The organism is Acaryochloris marina S15, assembly GCF_018336915.1.
In the GTDB taxonomy this organism is placed as follows: domain Bacteria; phylum Cyanobacteriota; class Cyanobacteriia; order Thermosynechococcales; family Thermosynechococcaceae; genus Acaryochloris; species Acaryochloris marina_A.
In genome coordinates, this window is the sequence record NZ_CP064923.1 from 3,345,296 (window position 1) to 3,361,899 (window position 16,604).

At 46.7% G+C, this 16,604-nt stretch carries 12 protein-coding genes; 7 read left to right on the forward strand and 5 right to left on the reverse strand.

The genetic code is table 11. The features are described from left to right. Positions 1 to 22: 22 nt before the first annotated feature. The 3 genes from mutS to I1H34_RS15595 all read right to left on the reverse strand — a co-directional run bounded on the left by mutS (position 23) and on the right by I1H34_RS15595 (position 7,992). On the reverse strand, positions 23 to 2,674 hold the full coding sequence (mutS, locus tag I1H34_RS15585) for a DNA mismatch repair protein MutS (RefSeq protein ID WP_212661949.1): 2,652 nt from the start codon (positions 2,672 to 2,674) through the stop codon (positions 23 to 25). A gap of 652 nt (positions 2,675 to 3,326) precedes the next feature. Beyond that, on the reverse strand, positions 3,327 to 3,707 hold the full coding sequence (locus I1H34_RS15590; protein WP_212661950.1) for a hypothetical protein: 381 nt from the start codon (positions 3,705 to 3,707) through the stop codon (positions 3,327 to 3,329). 307 nt (positions 3,708 to 4,014) lie between these two features. Continuing rightward, positions 4,015 to 7,992, reverse strand: a complete 3,978-nt coding sequence (locus I1H34_RS15595; protein ID WP_212661951.1) for a magnesium chelatase subunit H — start codon at positions 7,990 to 7,992, stop codon at positions 4,015 to 4,017. 498 nt (positions 7,993 to 8,490) lie between these two features. Here I1H34_RS15595 and I1H34_RS15600 point away from each other — a divergent pair, with 498 nt between their 5' ends. The 4 genes from I1H34_RS15600 to I1H34_RS15615 all read left to right on the forward strand — a co-directional run bounded on the left by I1H34_RS15600 (position 8,491) and on the right by I1H34_RS15615 (position 12,612). After that, positions 8,491 to 9,027: a pentapeptide repeat-containing protein gene (locus I1H34_RS15600; RefSeq protein WP_212661952.1), complete on the forward strand. Its 537-nt coding sequence runs from the start codon at positions 8,491 to 8,493 to the stop codon at positions 9,025 to 9,027. 128 nt (positions 9,028 to 9,155) lie between these two features. Further along, entirely contained in the window at positions 9,156 to 11,096 is a 1,941-nt protein-coding gene (locus tag I1H34_RS15605; protein ID WP_212661953.1) for an AMP-dependent synthetase/ligase, read from the forward strand. 23 nt (positions 11,097 to 11,119) lie between these two features. Next, positions 11,120 to 11,587, forward strand: a complete 468-nt coding sequence (locus tag I1H34_RS15610) for a YlqD family protein (protein ID WP_212661954.1) — start codon at positions 11,120 to 11,122, stop codon at positions 11,585 to 11,587. Positions 11,588 to 11,904: 317 nt separating this feature from the next. Then, positions 11,905 to 12,612 (forward strand): GDSL-type esterase/lipase family protein, encoded by a 708-nt coding sequence (locus I1H34_RS15615; protein ID WP_212661955.1) that lies wholly within the window; start codon positions 11,905 to 11,907, stop codon positions 12,610 to 12,612. Between the two features lie 16 nt (positions 12,613 to 12,628). Here I1H34_RS15615 and mnmA read toward each other — a convergent pair whose 3' ends face one another. Then, positions 12,629 to 13,696 carry a tRNA 2-thiouridine(34) synthase MnmA gene (gene mnmA, locus I1H34_RS15620; RefSeq protein ID WP_212661956.1) on the reverse strand — a complete coding sequence of 356 codons (1,068 nt, stop codon included), beginning with the start codon at positions 13,694 to 13,696 and terminating at the stop codon, positions 12,629 to 12,631. A 311-nt stretch (positions 13,697 to 14,007) separates the two neighbouring features. Here mnmA and I1H34_RS15625 point away from each other — a divergent pair, with 311 nt between their 5' ends. The 3 genes from I1H34_RS15625 to ilvC all read left to right on the forward strand — a co-directional run bounded on the left by I1H34_RS15625 (position 14,008) and on the right by ilvC (position 15,937). After that, complete coding sequence (locus I1H34_RS15625) at positions 14,008 to 14,268, forward strand: RNA recognition motif domain-containing protein (RefSeq protein ID WP_212661957.1); 261 nt, start codon at positions 14,008 to 14,010, stop codon at positions 14,266 to 14,268. A gap of 261 nt (positions 14,269 to 14,529) precedes the next feature. Continuing rightward, positions 14,530 to 14,709 (forward strand): 30S ribosomal protein S21, encoded by a 180-nt coding sequence (rpsU, locus tag I1H34_RS15630; RefSeq protein WP_010476866.1) that lies wholly within the window; start codon positions 14,530 to 14,532, stop codon positions 14,707 to 14,709. A 232-nt stretch (positions 14,710 to 14,941) separates the two neighbouring features. Then, a complete protein-coding gene (gene ilvC, locus I1H34_RS15635) occupies positions 14,942 to 15,937 on the forward strand; it encodes a ketol-acid reductoisomerase (RefSeq protein WP_212661958.1) in 996 nt (331 codons plus the stop codon). Between the two features lie 154 nt (positions 15,938 to 16,091). Here the strand turns inward: ilvC and I1H34_RS15640 are convergent, their stop codons facing one another. Further along, positions 16,092 to 16,589, reverse strand: coding sequence for a cyclic nucleotide-binding domain-containing protein (locus I1H34_RS15640; RefSeq protein WP_212661959.1), 498 nt, complete (start codon positions 16,587 to 16,589; stop codon positions 16,092 to 16,094). Between the last annotated feature and the right edge of the window lie 15 nt (positions 16,590 to 16,604).

The following is a 16,604-nucleotide window of genomic DNA, read 5'->3' on the forward strand; positions in this document are numbered from 1 at the left end:
CCCCTAAATCTCAATCCATTCATCAGAAAGGCAATTCAAACTGCTGGGTTTTAGCTTCGGTTTCCGCAGATGATTTACGGGCTCGAGGTTGAGTATTTCCTTTGCGAAGCCCCACAGCAATTTTGCTATGCTGCTCGATTTGCTTCATCACTTGCTTGGCCCGCTTAATCACCGATGGGGGCAAACCAGCCAACCGGCCCGCCTCAATCCCATATGAGCGACTGGCCCCACCGGGACAGACTTGATGCAGAAAAATAATTTGATCCGGGAGTTCCTTGACCATTACTTGATAGTTAGCCACATTCTCCACCAAACTCGCCAGCTCATTTAGCTCATGGTAGTGGGTGGCAAAAATCGTGCGGGCTTGAATAACGACAGCAAGGTGCTCAGCTACGGACCAAGCAATCGCCAGGCCATCAAAGGTGGCAGTCCCTCGACCAATTTCATCTAGAAGTACCAAAGACTTGGAAGAGGCATGGTTGAGGATATTGGCCGTTTCATTCATTTCCACCATAAAGGTGGATTGCCCCGTCGCCAGATCGTCCACTGCACCTACACGAGTGAAGATGCGATCGCATACTCCTAACCGAGCTGATTGAGCCGGCACATAGCTGCCAATCTGGGCCATCAACTGCATCAAACCGACTTGACGTAGATAACAACTTTTGCCACTGGCATTAGGTCCTGTCAAGATCACAAGATCGGGATGAGGCGTGACATCAGGAGAGGGAGAACTCCCTAGTTCAGTAGCATTAGGCACAAAAAAACCGGGGGGCAGAGACTGCTCTACGACCGGGTGACGGCCCTCGAGAACTTCTATTTCGCGGCTCTCACTCATATCAGGACAGCAGTACCCCTGATAGACCGCCACTTCTGTTAGACCTACCAGAATGTCAACGGCTGCCACAGCAGCGGCAACGGTGCGAATCAGACTGGCCTGTTCACCGACTTCCGTTCGGAGAGCTACAAGCAGGTCATATTCCAGTTGAAATTGTTCTGCTTGTGCTGTGAAGATGCGGGCTTCTCGTTCCTTTAGCTCTGGGGTGATAAATCGTTCTTCGTTGGTCAGGGTTTGCTTACGGATATAGTCATCAGGAGCTTGGTCAGCTTTGGCACGAGAAATACTAATAAAGTAGCCGAAGGCCTTGTTAAACCCCACTTTCAGAGTAGAAACACCGGTACGCTCTCGTTCATCTTTTTCCAAGTTGGCAATCCACTGCTGATCGCTGACAATTTGCTGACGCATCTGATCCAGCTCAGTATTGACGCTGGGTTTAATGATGCCCCCTTCCGTGAGAGAGATAGGTGGCGATTCTACTAAATGGGCACGCAGGCGCTGAGCCAATTGATCAAGTATCGGAGGAACCGTCTGCAGAGCCTGCAAATATTGGGCTTCGCACTTAGCCACTTTGTGGGATAGCTCCGTTAGTTGCCCTAAAGATTCCGCCAAGGCAACCAGGTCGCGGGCATTGGCGGTACCCGAGCCTGCCCGTCCGGCCAATCGTTCCAGATCGTAGATTTTCTGCAACTGATTTTGGAGTTCTTTGCGAAATCCCGTTTGGGGCAGTAGTTCAGTAATAGTGGCTTGGCGGGCTTGAATATCATTTAGATCGAGCAAGGGTTGCAATAACCATCGCCGTAATGCTCGACTGCCCATAGCAGTGCGAGTCCGATCGATCGCCCAAAGCAAAGACCCCCGAAAGGTTCCATCGCGAGAGGTTTGGGTCAGTTCCAAATTCCGCCGACTTTGATGGTCGAGTACCAGATACTGGCTGAGGGTATAGGTCGCAAGGGGTTGAAGAGGAATATGGGTGTCTTTCTGTGTGGCTTCTAGATACGCCAGTAGTCCACCTGCAGCCCGAACAGCTAAGGGGAGATGCTCACAGCCCAGACCTTCTAACGAGCGCACCCCATAGACTTCCTGAATTCGCTGGCGGGCTTCTGCTTGGGTGAATGACGTTTGCGATCGCAACGAGTAGCAGAACTGATTCGGTAATCCTTCCGGGAGCAGATCCGAATTTTCGCCAGGTCGCAAAATCTGCTGAATATCAGGAGCATCCGTTGGAAACAATACTTCTGAAGGCTGCAGCCGCAGCAGTTCTTGGGCCAAAGTTTCCCGCTCACTAAACTGAGTAGTCAGGAATTCTCCAGTGGAAATATCGGCATAGGCCAAACCCCAATGGTTCCCCGCCAACACAAACGCCGCCAGGAAGTTATTACTGCGGGCATTCAGCATACCCTCTTCCAACAGGGTGCCAGGTGTAATCACCCGGGTGACCTCCCGCTTCACTAGCCCCTGGGCCTGGGCTGGATCCTCCATCTGATCACAAATGGCTACGGCATAGCCTTTCTCCACTAGCAATCGGCTATAGCGATCCAACTGGTGGTGGGGAATCCCTGCCATGGCCACCCGACCTACATCATTCCCAGACTGCCTGCTGGTCAGGACGAGTTCTAAGGCTTGGGCAATCGTACAAGCATCTTCAAAGAAAGTCTCATAAAAATCCCCCATCCGATACAGCAAGATGGTCTGGGGGTATTCATCCTTGAGGTCTACATAATGGCGCATCATCGGGGAGAGAGCTTCCCGGTCTACGGATGTGCGATCGCGATGTTGGGCGGGGTTTTTGCCTTCTCTTAAAACGGGGACGTCGGGGGAAACAGAATCGCTCATGGAGGATCATCAAGTCTGAATCGTACTGTTTACGACTCTATCGCAGCCTTTAAGGCAGCTCAACTAGATAAGTTGTATCTCACCATTTATCTAGTTGAGCTAATGTCACTTCAGCAATACCCAAATCCAACTGAAGGGGGGCCTCAATATATACTTCAATAACTTTTTTAGGTAGTGCCCCAGAAGTAAGGATCGCTGAGACTTGCTATTATCAATGCTTTGACCAAATTCACCCAAGCATCTCACTCTTAGGTCTCTGCATGTATCAAAGGCTAAGAACCTAACCTATCATCAGATTCCTGAATGCATTAAGGTAAAGGCATACAGTTTAGTGAGGATACTTTGTAACAATAGTATCTATCCTAAAACTTGAAAGCCTTATGTAAAAGCACTTTTAAGGATTCTTATTTTTGGGGCACTACCCTTTTTTATACTTCCTCAAATAATACTTTGGTGAGAATTAGGAGATAGTACTTCAAAAACCTCTAAAGTAAAGGTCACATGCTCATAACCTTCCAAGTCGTGAAAAACATATATTTCAGGCTCCGTCTGCCAACGAAAGAGAAAGGCTTGTAGACTACTGACTGACCTTTTCAAACAGCTTCTAACTGTCCTATTTTTCGAGATCAGGTCAGATGGTTTATTGATTTTTTTATTGCACAGCTCTTTGTGTATACCAACTAATTATTGTCCCTAAAGTCAAGTTATCAATGAGCACTTGATCCTCTAATGCGATCGCACTCAGCGGTTTGAGCGAAGATGAGACCAGATGGCTAAACCAATCGATAAAGTCAGCATCTACTTGAGGACCAGCCAGTAACTGAGTGTCTTTGCTAATACAGTCCTGAATTTGCGGAGGTGAAAGAGACTCAATGGGTATTTGTAGTTGGGTACTAATTTGTTGTAGATATCTCCAACAGTAAACTGTGAGACGAATGGAGAAGCGTTCTCGCGTGGGTAGCAACGTTTGATCAATCTGAGTGTTCTCGGCAGGGGTGAGTAGAGAACTCAGAGCTTGGGGTAATTCAGCCATTGAATAAATTGATAAATGAATAGGTTTTTAAACAAAAGCGGTCTTCTTTACGAGAAAAGAGCGAAAGACAAATTAATGAAGAAGAGGTTCTTACCGTTTTTCTGATAGCTTGCCCGTCATCAAACTAGCAGCCTACTTCCGGGATATTGAAATACCCAATCTTCATATATAAATACTCAAGGATGAGCTCGGTCTGGACTAGGGTTAAGATCCTAACTGTTACTTGGAAGACTTGAAACTTAGTTTCAAAAAAAGCGCCCCGTTATACGTAGGACGCTTCTTTCTCTAGGGTTGATAGTTAGGATGGCTATTCAACACCTTCAATCTTGTCTTCAACTTCTTGATAGAGATCACGAAGCATTTGCAGATTTTCTTCACTGGTTTCCCAGTACCCTCGACCATTCACTTCTAGCAATGTGCTCACCACCTTGCGGAAAGAATGGGGATTGAGATTCTTGAGACGATTCCGCATCTCTTCATCTTCGATGAAGGTGGTGTTCACGTCTTCATAAACCCAGTTATCTACTGCACCTGCCGTGGCCGACCAGCCCATGGTATTCACTAGGCGCTTAGACAGCTCCCGTACACCTTCATAACCGTGGCTGAGCATTCCCTCATACCACTTAGGGTTAAGGAGCTTGGTGCGAGCATCCAGGCGGACTGTTTCCGAAAGGGTTCGGACTTGGGCATTGGCCGTTGTGGTGTCAGCAACGTAGGCATTGGGCTTTTTCTTGTCGTCCCGTAGACTGGAAACCACCTTGGTTGGATCAGAGTCAAAATAGTGACTCACATCCGTAAGGCTAATTTCAGAAGAGTCAAGATTCTGGAATGTGGCATCTACTGTTTTGAGAGAGGCTTCCAGAATTTGTCGGGATTGCTCCATATCGCCAGGAGAGTCGGCAGAGAAGGCAAAAGATTTCCGTTTGAGATACATCTCCTGTAGTTCAGCTTCCTCATCCCAGGTGCTGTTTTCTACCGCCAAGTTGACATTGGCCGCATAGGAACCGGAGGCATTGGAGAAGATTCGGGTAGCAGCTTGTCGCAGGTTGATGCCCATATCTTCCGCTTGCTTAAGGGCATGCTTACGGACAAAGTTCATCTCTAAGGGCTCATCCGCTTCAGCAGCCATCTTGACTGCTTGGTCTAACAGAGCCATCTGGTTGATAAACAGATCACGGAACACGCCTGAGCAATTAACGACTACGTCAACGCGAGGTCGTCCCAGTTCTTCCAAGGGAATGAGTTCTAGCTTATTCACCCGACCTAAAGAATCTGGTAGGGGTTTCACACCCACAAACCACATCACTTGAGCCAAGGACTCACCATAGGTCTTGATGTTATCCGTGCCCCACAGGACTAGGGCAATGGACTCAGGCCATTCGCCGTTATTTTCTTGCTTTTGACGGGCTAAGAGTCGGTCAACGACGACTTTTGCAGATTGAACTGCTGCTTCCGTGGGAATCGATTGGGGGTCAAGGGCATGGATATTTTTGCCAGTGGGCAACACATCTGGATTGCGAATCGGGTCACCCCCTGGTCCGGGGAGTATATATTCGCCTTCTAGGGCTTGGAGTAAGGCACCCAATTCATTATCCGCAACCACCTGATTGAGACAGAACTCCAAATACTCCACCAAAGGGGTTAAAGCTTCTTGGTCTAAATCTGGGAAGCCCGCTTCATTCAGGGCTTTTACCCAAGGTTCTTCTTGGCGACCGAAGTTAAACAAATTCAAGGGAGAAACCGTGGAAACTCGGCCTTCTTCATCAACCTGGGTGTGGACAATCGCAGCAACGGCAGACCGTGTCGTCTCATTAATGGTGTTAAGGAGATCAACATCTTCAAGGACACCCCGATCACTATTGCGGAAAATTTCGTCCAAGTCGCGATTGATACTATTGGCAATCAGACGAGGGAGACCCAAGATATTATCTTCACCCCGATCGAGACTAGCGATGTTTACGAGGGTAGCAATGGCTTCCTCTGCCGTGGGGGGCTTACCAATCACATGGAGACCACAGGGCAAGAGCCGTGACTCAATTTCCATCAGTTTGATGTAGACCCGACCGACAATGGTGTCGCGCTCTTCTTGGGTCATATCCTTGGCTTCTTGATCAGGCAGGTTAATGTCCTGATCTAGGTTCACCAAGCGGGCTTTATCCATAATCGTGTTAACGATAGGAATGCCTCGACCACTTTCTTTGAGGGTTTGATAAGAGGCAATCAGTTCGCTGAGCTCTTTTAGGCCCTTATAAAGACCTGCATTTTCTGCAGGAGGGGTGAGGTAGCTAATGGTGTTGGCATAGCTACGGCGCTTGGCAATGGTCGCTTCTGACGGATTATTGGCGGCATAGTAGTAGAGGTTGGGAATGTTGCCGATTAAGGTGTCGGGGTAACACTCGTTGGACATACCGATCTGCTTACCGGGCATAAATTCCAAAGACCCATGGGTGCCGAAATGAAGGACGGCATCTGCCTTAAAGATCTTTTCTAGATAGCTATAGTAGGCGGCGAATCCATGGTGGGGACTAGCGGAGCGGGAGAACAGCAAGCGCATGGGGTCACCTTCATAACCGAAGGTGGGCTGAACCCCAATGAATAGGTTACCGTAGGTTTTTCCGAAAACCAGGAGATTTTGGCCATCGCTGTTAAGGTTGCCAGGAGGGGGACCCCAAGACTCTTCTAAGCGTTTTGAGTAGGGGGTAAGGGATTCATATTCCTGCACTGACATGCGGTGGGCAATGTTCAGTTCGGGGCTGTTGTACTGGGCCTGGGCATCATGGAGGATTTCCAGCATCAAAGCTTCGGAATTCTCAGGCATATCCTCAATGGTATAGCCATCCTTTTTCATGGCTTCCATCACTTTATAGATGGAGTTAAACACATCCAGGTAGGCAGCGGAGCCCACATTGCCTTTATCCGGTGGGAAGCTGAACACCGTAATCGCTAGCTTCTTCTCCACTTTAGTTTTCCGGCGTAGGGAGGCCCACTTCATGGCTCGTTGGGCAACCATTTCGATCCGGTCTTGCAGTGCGATCGCACGTCCGGTAACGCCATCTCGACCTGACAAAATAATTGGCTCAATCGCCCCATCCAGTTCAGGAATAGCAATTTGTAGGGCAGCTTGAATCGGGTGCAAGCCTAAATCACTTTCTTCCCACTCTTCCGTGGTTTGGAAGACTAGGGGCAAGGCCACCATATAGGGGCGGTTTAGCTTTTTGAGGGCGTCTACTGCTTTGGGATGATCTTGGCGGGCAGGACCGCCCACCAGGGCAAAGCCCGTTAAGGAAACAACTGCATCTACCAATGCAGTCTCACCACCTGGTGTCTCATAAAAGAACTCTTCCACAGGTTTGGAAAAGTCCAAACCACTGGCAAACACCGGAATCACCCGAGCGCCTAGAGATTCCAATTCCTGAACCGTGGCTACATAGTGAGCGTCATCGCCCGTTACTAAGTGAGTCCGCTGGAGAATCAGGCCAACTGTCGGCGCAGTCCCATTCTTGAGCGCATCAGGAATATCGCGTCGGGAGCTAAACCAGTTGAGATATTCTTTAACATCGGCAAACATTTCCATGGCCAGGGGATGCCAAACGCCCATCTCTAAATAGGTGACCGGATCCGCAAATTGGACCTTGTCTTCCAGCTCTGGCACATACTTGTTGGCCAGCATCAGCAGGAAGTTTTCCAAGTTATCCTGAGAGCCGCCTAGCCAATACTGAAAGCTCAGCATAAAGTTGCGAGCATCCTGGGCTTTATCAACGGGCAAATATTTAAGGACTTTAGGTAAGGTGCGCAGCAGCTTCAGCATGCCGTCCTGGAACGAGGCACCCGACTGCTCTTTCCGCTTGCGCATGAACTGTGCGATCGCACTTTGGGATTGCCCCAAATTCGCCATCGTAAAGCTACCCATTTTATTCAGGCGCATCACCTGGGGCATGGAGGGGAAGACCACCGCTACATCTAAACGGTCCCGATGAGGCTCAACCGCAGCCACGACTTTATCAGCCAAGTCTTCAATAAAAATCAATGAGCCGATGAAGATGTTGGCTTCTGCTATGTCGGCTTCAAAAGCTTCATAGTTTTCTGGTGACCGTAATTCCTCTAGCAGGTAACCACTGAGTTCTACAGCAACACTGTCATGATTATTGTTAATGGCATTGGCAGCAGCCGTCAGGGCACTCTGATACTGAGGCTCTAACACGACATAGACCACCTTCATTAAGGAACGTCCCTGCAGCTCCTTGGGAACAATATGTCTAATGGTGGACTTGACGTGAGTGAACATGCGATCGCGCTCCTTTAACGTGAACAATCTTGTGCACGACTATTAGGTTCTATAAAGATTTGTACCAAACAATTTGCTGTGAAACGGTACGGTGGTCAGGAACTGACACAATTTGCAAGAAAATCTGAGATGAATTTCAAATCATGCTTGCATGCCTAGATTGCTTCTTTCCCCACCATCAAGCATAGCCGAAGTCTCTAGGCAAATACATACCCACGACCTATTCGGAAGCCATCATGAGTGCTAGGCAGAATATTAACGGGTCAATTTGAATCTTGATTTTTTGTGTAGATGTATTACGTAACTTAGCTAATGCTCTCGACTATTAACTGACTCAATGAGTCATATAAGACCAGACAATCCTAAGCGGTATAGAAGCTAAAGCCATTATTAAGACTGACCTCCTTCCCAAAACTGGAATGTAAATTCATATTAAGCGTTAGGTATAAATGCTCAACCTAATTAGCCCAGTGGGGATGTGCGTCGTTCGAGTTACACATGCAAAAGATTAGTACTGAAGACTTACTCGCAAAATATGATTCAGGAATTAGAGATTTCAGTCATACAGATTTAAGTCAAATTAATTTATTTGAGGCGTATTTACCAGACATCAATCTCCAAGGTTGTGACTTAACCTACGCCAATCTAGCTTATGCAACCCTGAGTCGAGCTAATTTAATTGAAGCCAACTTTTACCAGGCAAAGTTAGAAAAGACCTGGCTGGACTCCGTTCAGTTAGGAGACTCCCAACTACAGGAGGCTTCATTCATCGGTACAGAATTAGCTTTTGCTCAACTCATCAGAGCTGATTTGACCCATGCTAATTTGCAAAATGCCAATTTACAACAAGCCAATCTCTCCGCAGCTAATCTTACTGGCACCAATCTGAGTGGGGCCAACTTAGAGAGGTGCAACTTATCACAATCTATCTTAATTCGCAGCAACTTTTTTCGCGCCAGTTTTGTTGATTTTAGTGGCACTGACATTCATCCCACGACCATCTTGCCCAATGGATATCCCGGTATTTCTCAGTGAATTTGGGAATAATCTGATATTCTCTGGTCCCTGAAGAAATTAATCTAAATGTGTTCCCTGTGATCGAAGCTCAAATTTATAAGAGAATCGTCATGTAGGTACACACGCATCTCGGAGAAAGACAAGCTATGTCTGTTGGCCATCCTCCACAATCCTCAGAAACGGTGAAGTTGGAATATAACCAGTTACAGTCTATTTCTGAAATATGGCCGATTGCCGCCCAGCAGTTTGGGGAAATTGTGGCACTTCGAGATCCCCATGTAAAGCCAGAAGTGAATCTCACCTATGTGGAATTAAACCGCCAAGTCCAACGGTTCGCAGCTAGTTTACAGGCCTTAGGAGTTAAACCTGGCGATCGGGTGGCTTTGTTTGCCGATAATAGTTCCCGCTGGTTTATCGCTGATCAAGGCAGCATTATGGCAGGGGCCGTCAATGTGGTCCGCAGTTCCCAGGCCAGCCCAGAGGAGCTTGTCTACATTCTAGAAAACAGTGGGGCCACTTTTCTACTGGTTGAGGATGCGGCAACATTCAGTAAATTGCAGCCATTCCTGACGAAAATCCCTTTAAAATTGGTGGCCTTGCTTTCGGATGAAGAAGTGTCAAACAACGGCCAATCTCAGGTATTGAACTTTCCCCAAGTGTTCCAAGAAGGAACTCACGGTGCCGTTCGTGCGGTTCCTTTGGATCGAGAACATTTAGCGACGCTGATCTATACATCTGGAACGAGTGGCAAACCCAAGGGAGTCATGCTGAGTCATGGCAACCTGCTCCACATCATTACGGCCATGCCTGCGGCGGTTCAGCCAGAAGTAGGCGATCGCATTCTCAGTATCCTCCCCACCTGGCATTCCTTCGGTCGCTTGGTAGACTACTACTTCCTGTCCCAAGGATGCACGCAAATCTATACCAGCATTCGAAACCTCAAAGGAGATCTGCAAACCTATAAACCCCACTATATGGGCAGTGTGCCGCGTTTATGGGAGTCTCTTTACGAAGGGATGCAGAAAAAATTTCGGAGTGAACCTGCCACTCGTCAAAAACTGATCAATACGTTTTTTGGGATCAGCCAGAAATATATTTTGGCCCGCCGGACTCAACAAGGACTCAACATTAACAATCTCAATCCGTCAGGGCTACAGCGGTTCTCGGCTCAACTGCAGATGATTTTCCTAGGTCCTTTGCATCAATTGGGCGATCGCATCGTCTATACCAAAATCAGACAGGCCATGGGCGGACAATTCAAGCTGTCCTTCAGCGGCGGCGGCTCCTTAGCCATGCACCTAGAGACCTTCTTTGAAACCGTCGGTATTGATGTACTCGTGGGCTATGGATTAACAGAAACCTCGCCCGTATTAACCTCTCGTCGGACAGGAAAAAATTTGCGCCGCTCAGCGGGTAAGCCCATTCCTAAAACAGAAATTAAAATTGTCGACCCGCAAACTCGTCAAACCTTACCCACAGGTCAACAAGGCCTCGTCATTGTCCGAGGACCTCAAGTTATGCAGGGCTACTACCAAAATCCGACAGCGACAGCAAAAGTGATTGATCAAGAAGGCTGGTTTGATACAGGGGATTTAGGCTGGTTGACGCCGACACAAGATCTGGTTCTGACCGGACGAGCCAAAGATACCATTGTGCTCTCCAACGGTGAAAATATTGAGCCGCAGCCTCTGGAAGACGCCTGTGCCCGCAGCTCATTCATTGATCAAATCATGGTGGTTGGGCAGGATCAACGCAGCCTAGGAGCCCTAATTGTTCCTAATCTCGATGCTCTGCAACAGTGGACCTCCGATCAAAATGTCTCCATTCAACAACCGGATACTACGCTCACTCCAGGGAACCAAGTCCTCACCTTTTCCGATCAACCCATACAAGATCTCTTTCGCCAGGAACTTACTCGAGAAGTCAAAAATCGTCCGAACTACCGCCCTGATGAGCGAATTGGTCCCTTTGCCTTTGCCTTAGAACCCTTTTCCATCGAAAATGGAATGCTTACGCAAACCCTAAAAGTTCGCCGTCGTGTTGTCATGGAGCATTACCGCGATATGATCAACGGAATGTTTAAATAGATTCAAATCGCTGCAAAAGACCTATGGAAATTCCTGCTGATCAGCTTCTGTTGAAACGCCCCATTACCGTGAAAGCAGTTGTTACCCCTCTATGGAAAGATGAGGCTCAACAACAGCTCCAAACCCAAATCAATCAATTTGATGGTCAGCTTCAGCAACTTGATAACCAAGTTCAACAAATGATCGGCGAGTTGAAAAAGCAAACAATTCAAATTATTGGGGCTGAAGGTAGCACTTCAGAAGAAACCCAAGCTCAAATTCAAGATATCCAAATGCAAGCGAATAATCGCAAAAGTGAACTCCTAGATCAAAAAAATCAGGTTTTACAACAACTTAACCAAGTCCAATCCCTTGAGATGGAGCAAGAAGTTGAGCAAGGGCAGATCGATAGCTTTTTCTACATCAAGAAAGGAGATCACCTCATTCGCAGAATGCAGGTCGAAGTCTTACTAAGAGATGGTGTAGTTGAAGATATTCGAGGCGAACTCTAATTTAATTGCCCCGTTAGCTCAATATTGACTAGCCTTTCAGTGCATCAGAATGTTAGTCGGCCTGAACTCAACCCAGTATTTGCCAATATTTAGCTTGGCAAATACTGGGTTGAGTTTGTATTGCAACCATGACCGTCGGATTGTGGAGAATGAATCTAAACTTGCCCTGCTCATTGGCTTGGAAATGTGAGATTCATCACTGCAAGGTTTTGGAGTAACGCTTTAAAGTGAAGGGAATCGAATGCTAATGTTAAGAAATTAACAAAAATTAATTCAAAATATTACAAATTCGATTTCAACAAAACACTATACCTATAATGCATAGTCTTTCTGCATCTCCCCAACTCCAACAGCCTACACCTAAATTCCCAGTCCCTTTAAAGCTTGTGGCTTTAGGGGATAGCTTGGTCTATGGGTATGGCGATCCTGAAGGAGGAGGATGGGTCGAGCGACTCCGACGACAGTGGATGTATCCCGATAATGCAGGCCATATCCTCTATAACTTAGGGGTGCGTGGAGATACCATTAAGCACGTTGCTCGGCGACTAGAAAGTGAATTTCGGTATCGAGGGGAACTGCGACATCAGGTCCCGGATCGAATCATTTTATCGGTTGGGGTGAATGATTCTGCTCGCCTTGGACGGCTCAATGGTCGGTGCTTTACGCCGTTTCCAGACTTTCAAAATCAATTGGCGGAACTGCTCGATCGCGCAATTGAACTTTGCCCCGTATTGTTTGTCGGCATGGTGCCTGTAAACGAACAGGCCATGCCTTTCTTAGATGCCTTTTATTACAACCACGCGGATCAGCATCTTTATAATGAAGCCACTCGGCTGGCATGCCATGAGCGGCAGATTCCTTTCCTAGATCTGTTTGATATCTGGCAACAAAGAGGAGCAAACTGGTGTGATCCACAGATGGGAGCTGATGGCTTGCATCCGAATCCTCAAGGATATCAATCTCTATTAATGGATATTTGCAACTGGCAACCGATGCAAGCTTTAATGCAGTCCGGTACGGCTTAAAGCGCAAACGACAGAATTAAGAAAAAGCCTCAATAATTCCTCCACCCAACAGGATTTCCTGGTCATACCAAACCGCAGCTTGGCCTGGTGCAATACCAAATTGGGGGGTCTCAAAAACCAACTTCACTCGGCTACCCTGTGCATCTGCTTCCAAGGGAACGATAGTAACGCCTGTTGGCTTCGAGCGGTAGCGGACCTGGACCTCAGCATGAATAGGATTTTGGGGAGGGGCAATCGAAACCCAATTGACTCGTTTCACCATACATTCAGTCCGAAGAGCAGTCTCTCGATCACCGACAATGACTTGATTCTTGCCTGGATCTAAATCCACCACATATAAAGGACGAGGAGCTGCAACACCAATCCCTTTCCGTTGACCAATCGTAAAATGATGAATCCCCTGATGATGTCCTAGAATATTCCCCTCTTGGTCTACGATTTCTCCTGGATGAGTCTGAATATATTGATCCAAAAAAGTTTGCATCGACCCATGAGCCTCAATTAAGCACAAATCCTGGCTTTCAGGTTTCTCGGCTGTATGAAGATCAAGCTGAGTCGCCATACGGCGGGTTTCAGTTTTCGTATGTTCTCCCAATGGAAAAACTGTGCCGCTCAGCAAATCTTGATCTAAATCGTAGAGAAAATAAGATTGATCTTTGTTCCGATCCACTGCCCGTAGAAGCTGATAGCGTTTGTCCTTTTCACTGTATGCAATCCGAGCGTAATGGCCTGTGGCAATCGTATCTGTGTTGAGCTCATGGCGGGCATAGTTCAACATGGGGCCAAACTTAACGGTTTTATTGCATTGTGAGCAGGGTAAAGGGGTAATTCCCTGCTGATATCCTTCTACTAGATAGTCAATAATATGACTGGAAAACAGGTCTCGACTGTCCACCACGTGATGAGGAATATTTAAATCCTCGCAAAGTTGGGCAGCATCCACTAGACCATCAGAACAGCATTGCCCTTTTCCTTGCATTAACCATAAGGTAAGACCAATTACTTCATACCCTTTTTCTTTGAGACTCGCTGCTGCAACGGAGCTATCCACTCCTCCAGAGAGACCAACAACAACTTTCTTCATGTTCAAAATAGTGCGTGGGTAAGCATTAGGAAAAATACGGTAAAAGCGATAGAGTTAGAACAACATTATCTAATTCCATTGTTCCATGCTAACTTTTTCGACCAATCCTTGGGGCAACATCATGTCCAATCACGACAGATACTTATTGATATAGCATTCTGACCTAATCATGCCGCAATGGGGCCTTTAGGTCTAGAAGCGCATAAGTTCTGCTGTGTTGGTTATGACTGTAAAGCTACGCTTTTAATTCAAAAATAGACAGGATATTTCCTGCTTTACCCTTAATTTACTCGCCCTTTGGAGATGTACTAATGTCGATTTACGTTGGGAATTTATCCTACGAAGCTAGCCAAGATGACGTGTCTGCTGTTTTTGCAGAATATGGCAAAGTAGCGAAAGTTCACCTTCCCGCTGATCGGGAAACAGGCCGAAAACGCGGTTTTGGATTTGTGGATATGGAAAATGATTCAGAAGAAGAGGCTGCGATTGCAGCCTTGGATGGAGCTGAGTGGATGGGGCGCCAGTTGAAGGTCAATAAAGCTCGTCCTCGTACTCCCAACCCTTCTTGGTAGAGATATTGCAGAGGTTATAACAACTTTAACTCCTGCAAGAATAGTCTTCGAAATCTTATCTATTTCAATTCTGTTTTGTGTAAGCAACAAATCATAGGAATGTGATGTCGTTATCTTTGCGAGGGTATGCTTTCACAAGATAAGGATGGCTGGATTTTTCCAAAAAACAGTAGAATAGATTGGAATTCCTATAGTGAAATACTTCTTCACAAAGGATGGCCCATACTGTAACTGAAATAAAATCTAAGGAGAAGTTAGGCAGTGGTTCAGGTGGTTTTAGGTGAAGACGAAGGTATTGAATCTGCATTGCGTCGATTTAAGCGTCAAGTCTCAAAGGCCGGGATTTTGGCAGATGTAAAACGTCGACGCCATTTTGAGACCCCCTTAGAGAAGAAGAAGCGTAAGCGCATTGCTACTCGTCGTAAGCGTCGTTTTCGCTAGGACATACATTTCTCGACTGCAAAAGCCAAGATATCGGCCAATAGTCTTTTTAACCACTGCCTCGCTTAGTAAAGGCAGTGGTTGTTATGCTGAACAACACACTTTTTTGAGCAACGGTGTTAGAAATTTGTTGTTCTTCGTTTGCTTGTTCGTAGTATGATTCACCAGCGATCAATTGTAGAATTAGAAGCCAGCAGACAGCCCCTGGCTGTTAAGGAGAAAGCAAAACATTATGGCCCGCATGTATTACGATGCCGATGCCAATCTAGATTTATTGGCGAATAAAACCGTTGCCATCATTGGCTATGGCTCCCAAGGGCATGCCCATGCCTTAAACCTAAAAGATAGTGGTGTTCAGGTCATCGTGGGTTTATACGAAGGGAGCAAATCCACAGCTAAAGCCCAGGAAGCTGGACTAACTGTGAAGTCAGTTGCGGACGCTGCAAAAGCTGCTGACTTAATTATGATTTTGCTGCCTGATGAAGTCCAGAGAACCGTCTACACCCAAGATATTCAACCTCATTTGAGTGCAGATAAGGTGTTGGCATTTGCCCATGGTTTTAACATCCATTTTGCCCAGGTTGTCCCTCCAAAGGATGTTGATGTCGTTATGGTAGCTCCAAAGGGTCCTGGGCACCTAGTACGACGCACTTATGCTCAAGGGCAAGGCGTTCCCTGCTTGTTCGCTGTGTACCAAGATGCTACGGGTCAAGCACGAGATCGAGCTATGGCCTATGCCAAGGGAATTGGGGGAACCCGAGCAGGTATTCTCGAAACGACATTCCGAGAAGAAACAGAGACAGATCTATTCGGAGAGCAAGCTGTTCTGTGTGGTGGGTTGACCGCCTTAATTAAGGCAGGTTTTGAAACCTTAGTGGAAGCAGGATATCAGCCTGAATTGGCCTATTTCGAATGTATGCATGAAGTGAAGCTAATTGTGGATCTAATTGTGGAAGGCGGGCTAGCTAAGATGCGAGATAGCATCTCTAATACGGCTGAGTATGGAGACTACACCCGCGGACCTCGCATTGTTGATGATAGAACTAAGGCTGAAATGCGCCGAGTTCTGCATGAAATTCAAACGGGGCAGTTTGCCAAGGAATTCGTGCTAGAGAATATGTCTGGCAAAGCAGGATTTACAGCTACGCGCCGACGTGAGTCTGAACACGCGATTGAAGAAGTTGGCAAGGATTTACGAGCAATGTTCAGCTGGACAGATAAAGCATAATTAACCCTTAGTTTGAGGTTAGCTGACAGTCTTACTCTTGTAGACTAGCGATTAATCTCAGCTGAGGTTTTTTAGTAGCTTGGCTGAATAGTGTTTGCTCCCTTCCAATTTTCAATTTCTGTAGGAAGAAACCAGGGTTTAAAACCTCAAGTTTTTAATATGCCCAACTTGGGGTTTGGACTCTAGTGCACCAGCTTTGGAGTGCATTTTGTTGAAAGGTTGAGGTTTGAATTTTTTGCTGTCGCTGATAGAGGCTTGCAATTAGGTCGGCTTTACTTTCCGAATGCTTTTGTAACGCAGCTTGTAATTTAGATTGATGCAAAACCAAACACTGGCTGGCTTGAATTGTAGTGACAGTTGCAGAGGCTGGCTGGCTATCAAATAGGTTGATATCCCCAAAATGGGCTCCTCGTGAAAGCTCAGCCATCTTGATGTCATCTACGTGAATTTTGACTTTCCCTTCAACGATGAAGAAAATCAGTCTTTCTCGATCCCCTTTATGGAGGATGGCTTGATTTTCCTCAAAAGTTTGCTCTTCCATTTCTGCCGCTAAACATTCTAAGAAAGCCTCATTCTCAATATTTTGTAGGAAATCGGTTGTCCTGAGAAATGCTAAGTGATTCACCACTGTTGGGCTAGTTTTGGAAAACATACTTAAGAAAGTGAT

Bases quoted from the DNA above. Each gene is read 5' to 3' on its own strand.
- ilvC (WP_212661958.1), top strand. From the start codon at position 14,942: ATGGCCCGCATGTATTACGATGCCGATGCCAATCTAGATTTATTGGCG.
- mutS (WP_212661949.1), bottom strand. From the start codon at position 2,674: ATGAGCGATTCTGTTTCCCCCGACGTCCCCGTTTTAAGAGAAGGCAAA.
- I1H34_RS15595 (WP_212661951.1), bottom strand. From the start codon at position 7,992: ATGTTCACTCACGTCAAGTCCACCATTAGACATATTGTTCCCAAGGAG.
- mnmA (WP_212661956.1), bottom strand. From the start codon at position 13,696: ATGAAGAAAGTTGTTGTTGGTCTCTCTGGAGGAGTGGATAGCTCCGTT.
- I1H34_RS15625 (WP_212661957.1), top strand. From the start codon at position 14,008: ATGTCGATTTACGTTGGGAATTTATCCTACGAAGCTAGCCAAGATGAC.
- I1H34_RS15590 (WP_212661950.1), bottom strand. From the start codon at position 3,707: ATGGCTGAATTACCCCAAGCTCTGAGTTCTCTACTCACCCCTGCCGAG.
- I1H34_RS15640 (WP_212661959.1), bottom strand. From the start codon at position 16,589: ATGTTTTCCAAAACTAGCCCAACAGTGGTGAATCACTTAGCATTTCTC.
- I1H34_RS15605 (WP_212661953.1), top strand. From the start codon at position 9,156: ATGTCTGTTGGCCATCCTCCACAATCCTCAGAAACGGTGAAGTTGGAA.
- I1H34_RS15600 (WP_212661952.1), top strand. From the start codon at position 8,491: ATGCAAAAGATTAGTACTGAAGACTTACTCGCAAAATATGATTCAGGA.
- I1H34_RS15615 (WP_212661955.1), top strand. From the start codon at position 11,905: ATGCATAGTCTTTCTGCATCTCCCCAACTCCAACAGCCTACACCTAAA.
- I1H34_RS15610 (WP_212661954.1), top strand. From the start codon at position 11,120: ATGGAAATTCCTGCTGATCAGCTTCTGTTGAAACGCCCCATTACCGTG.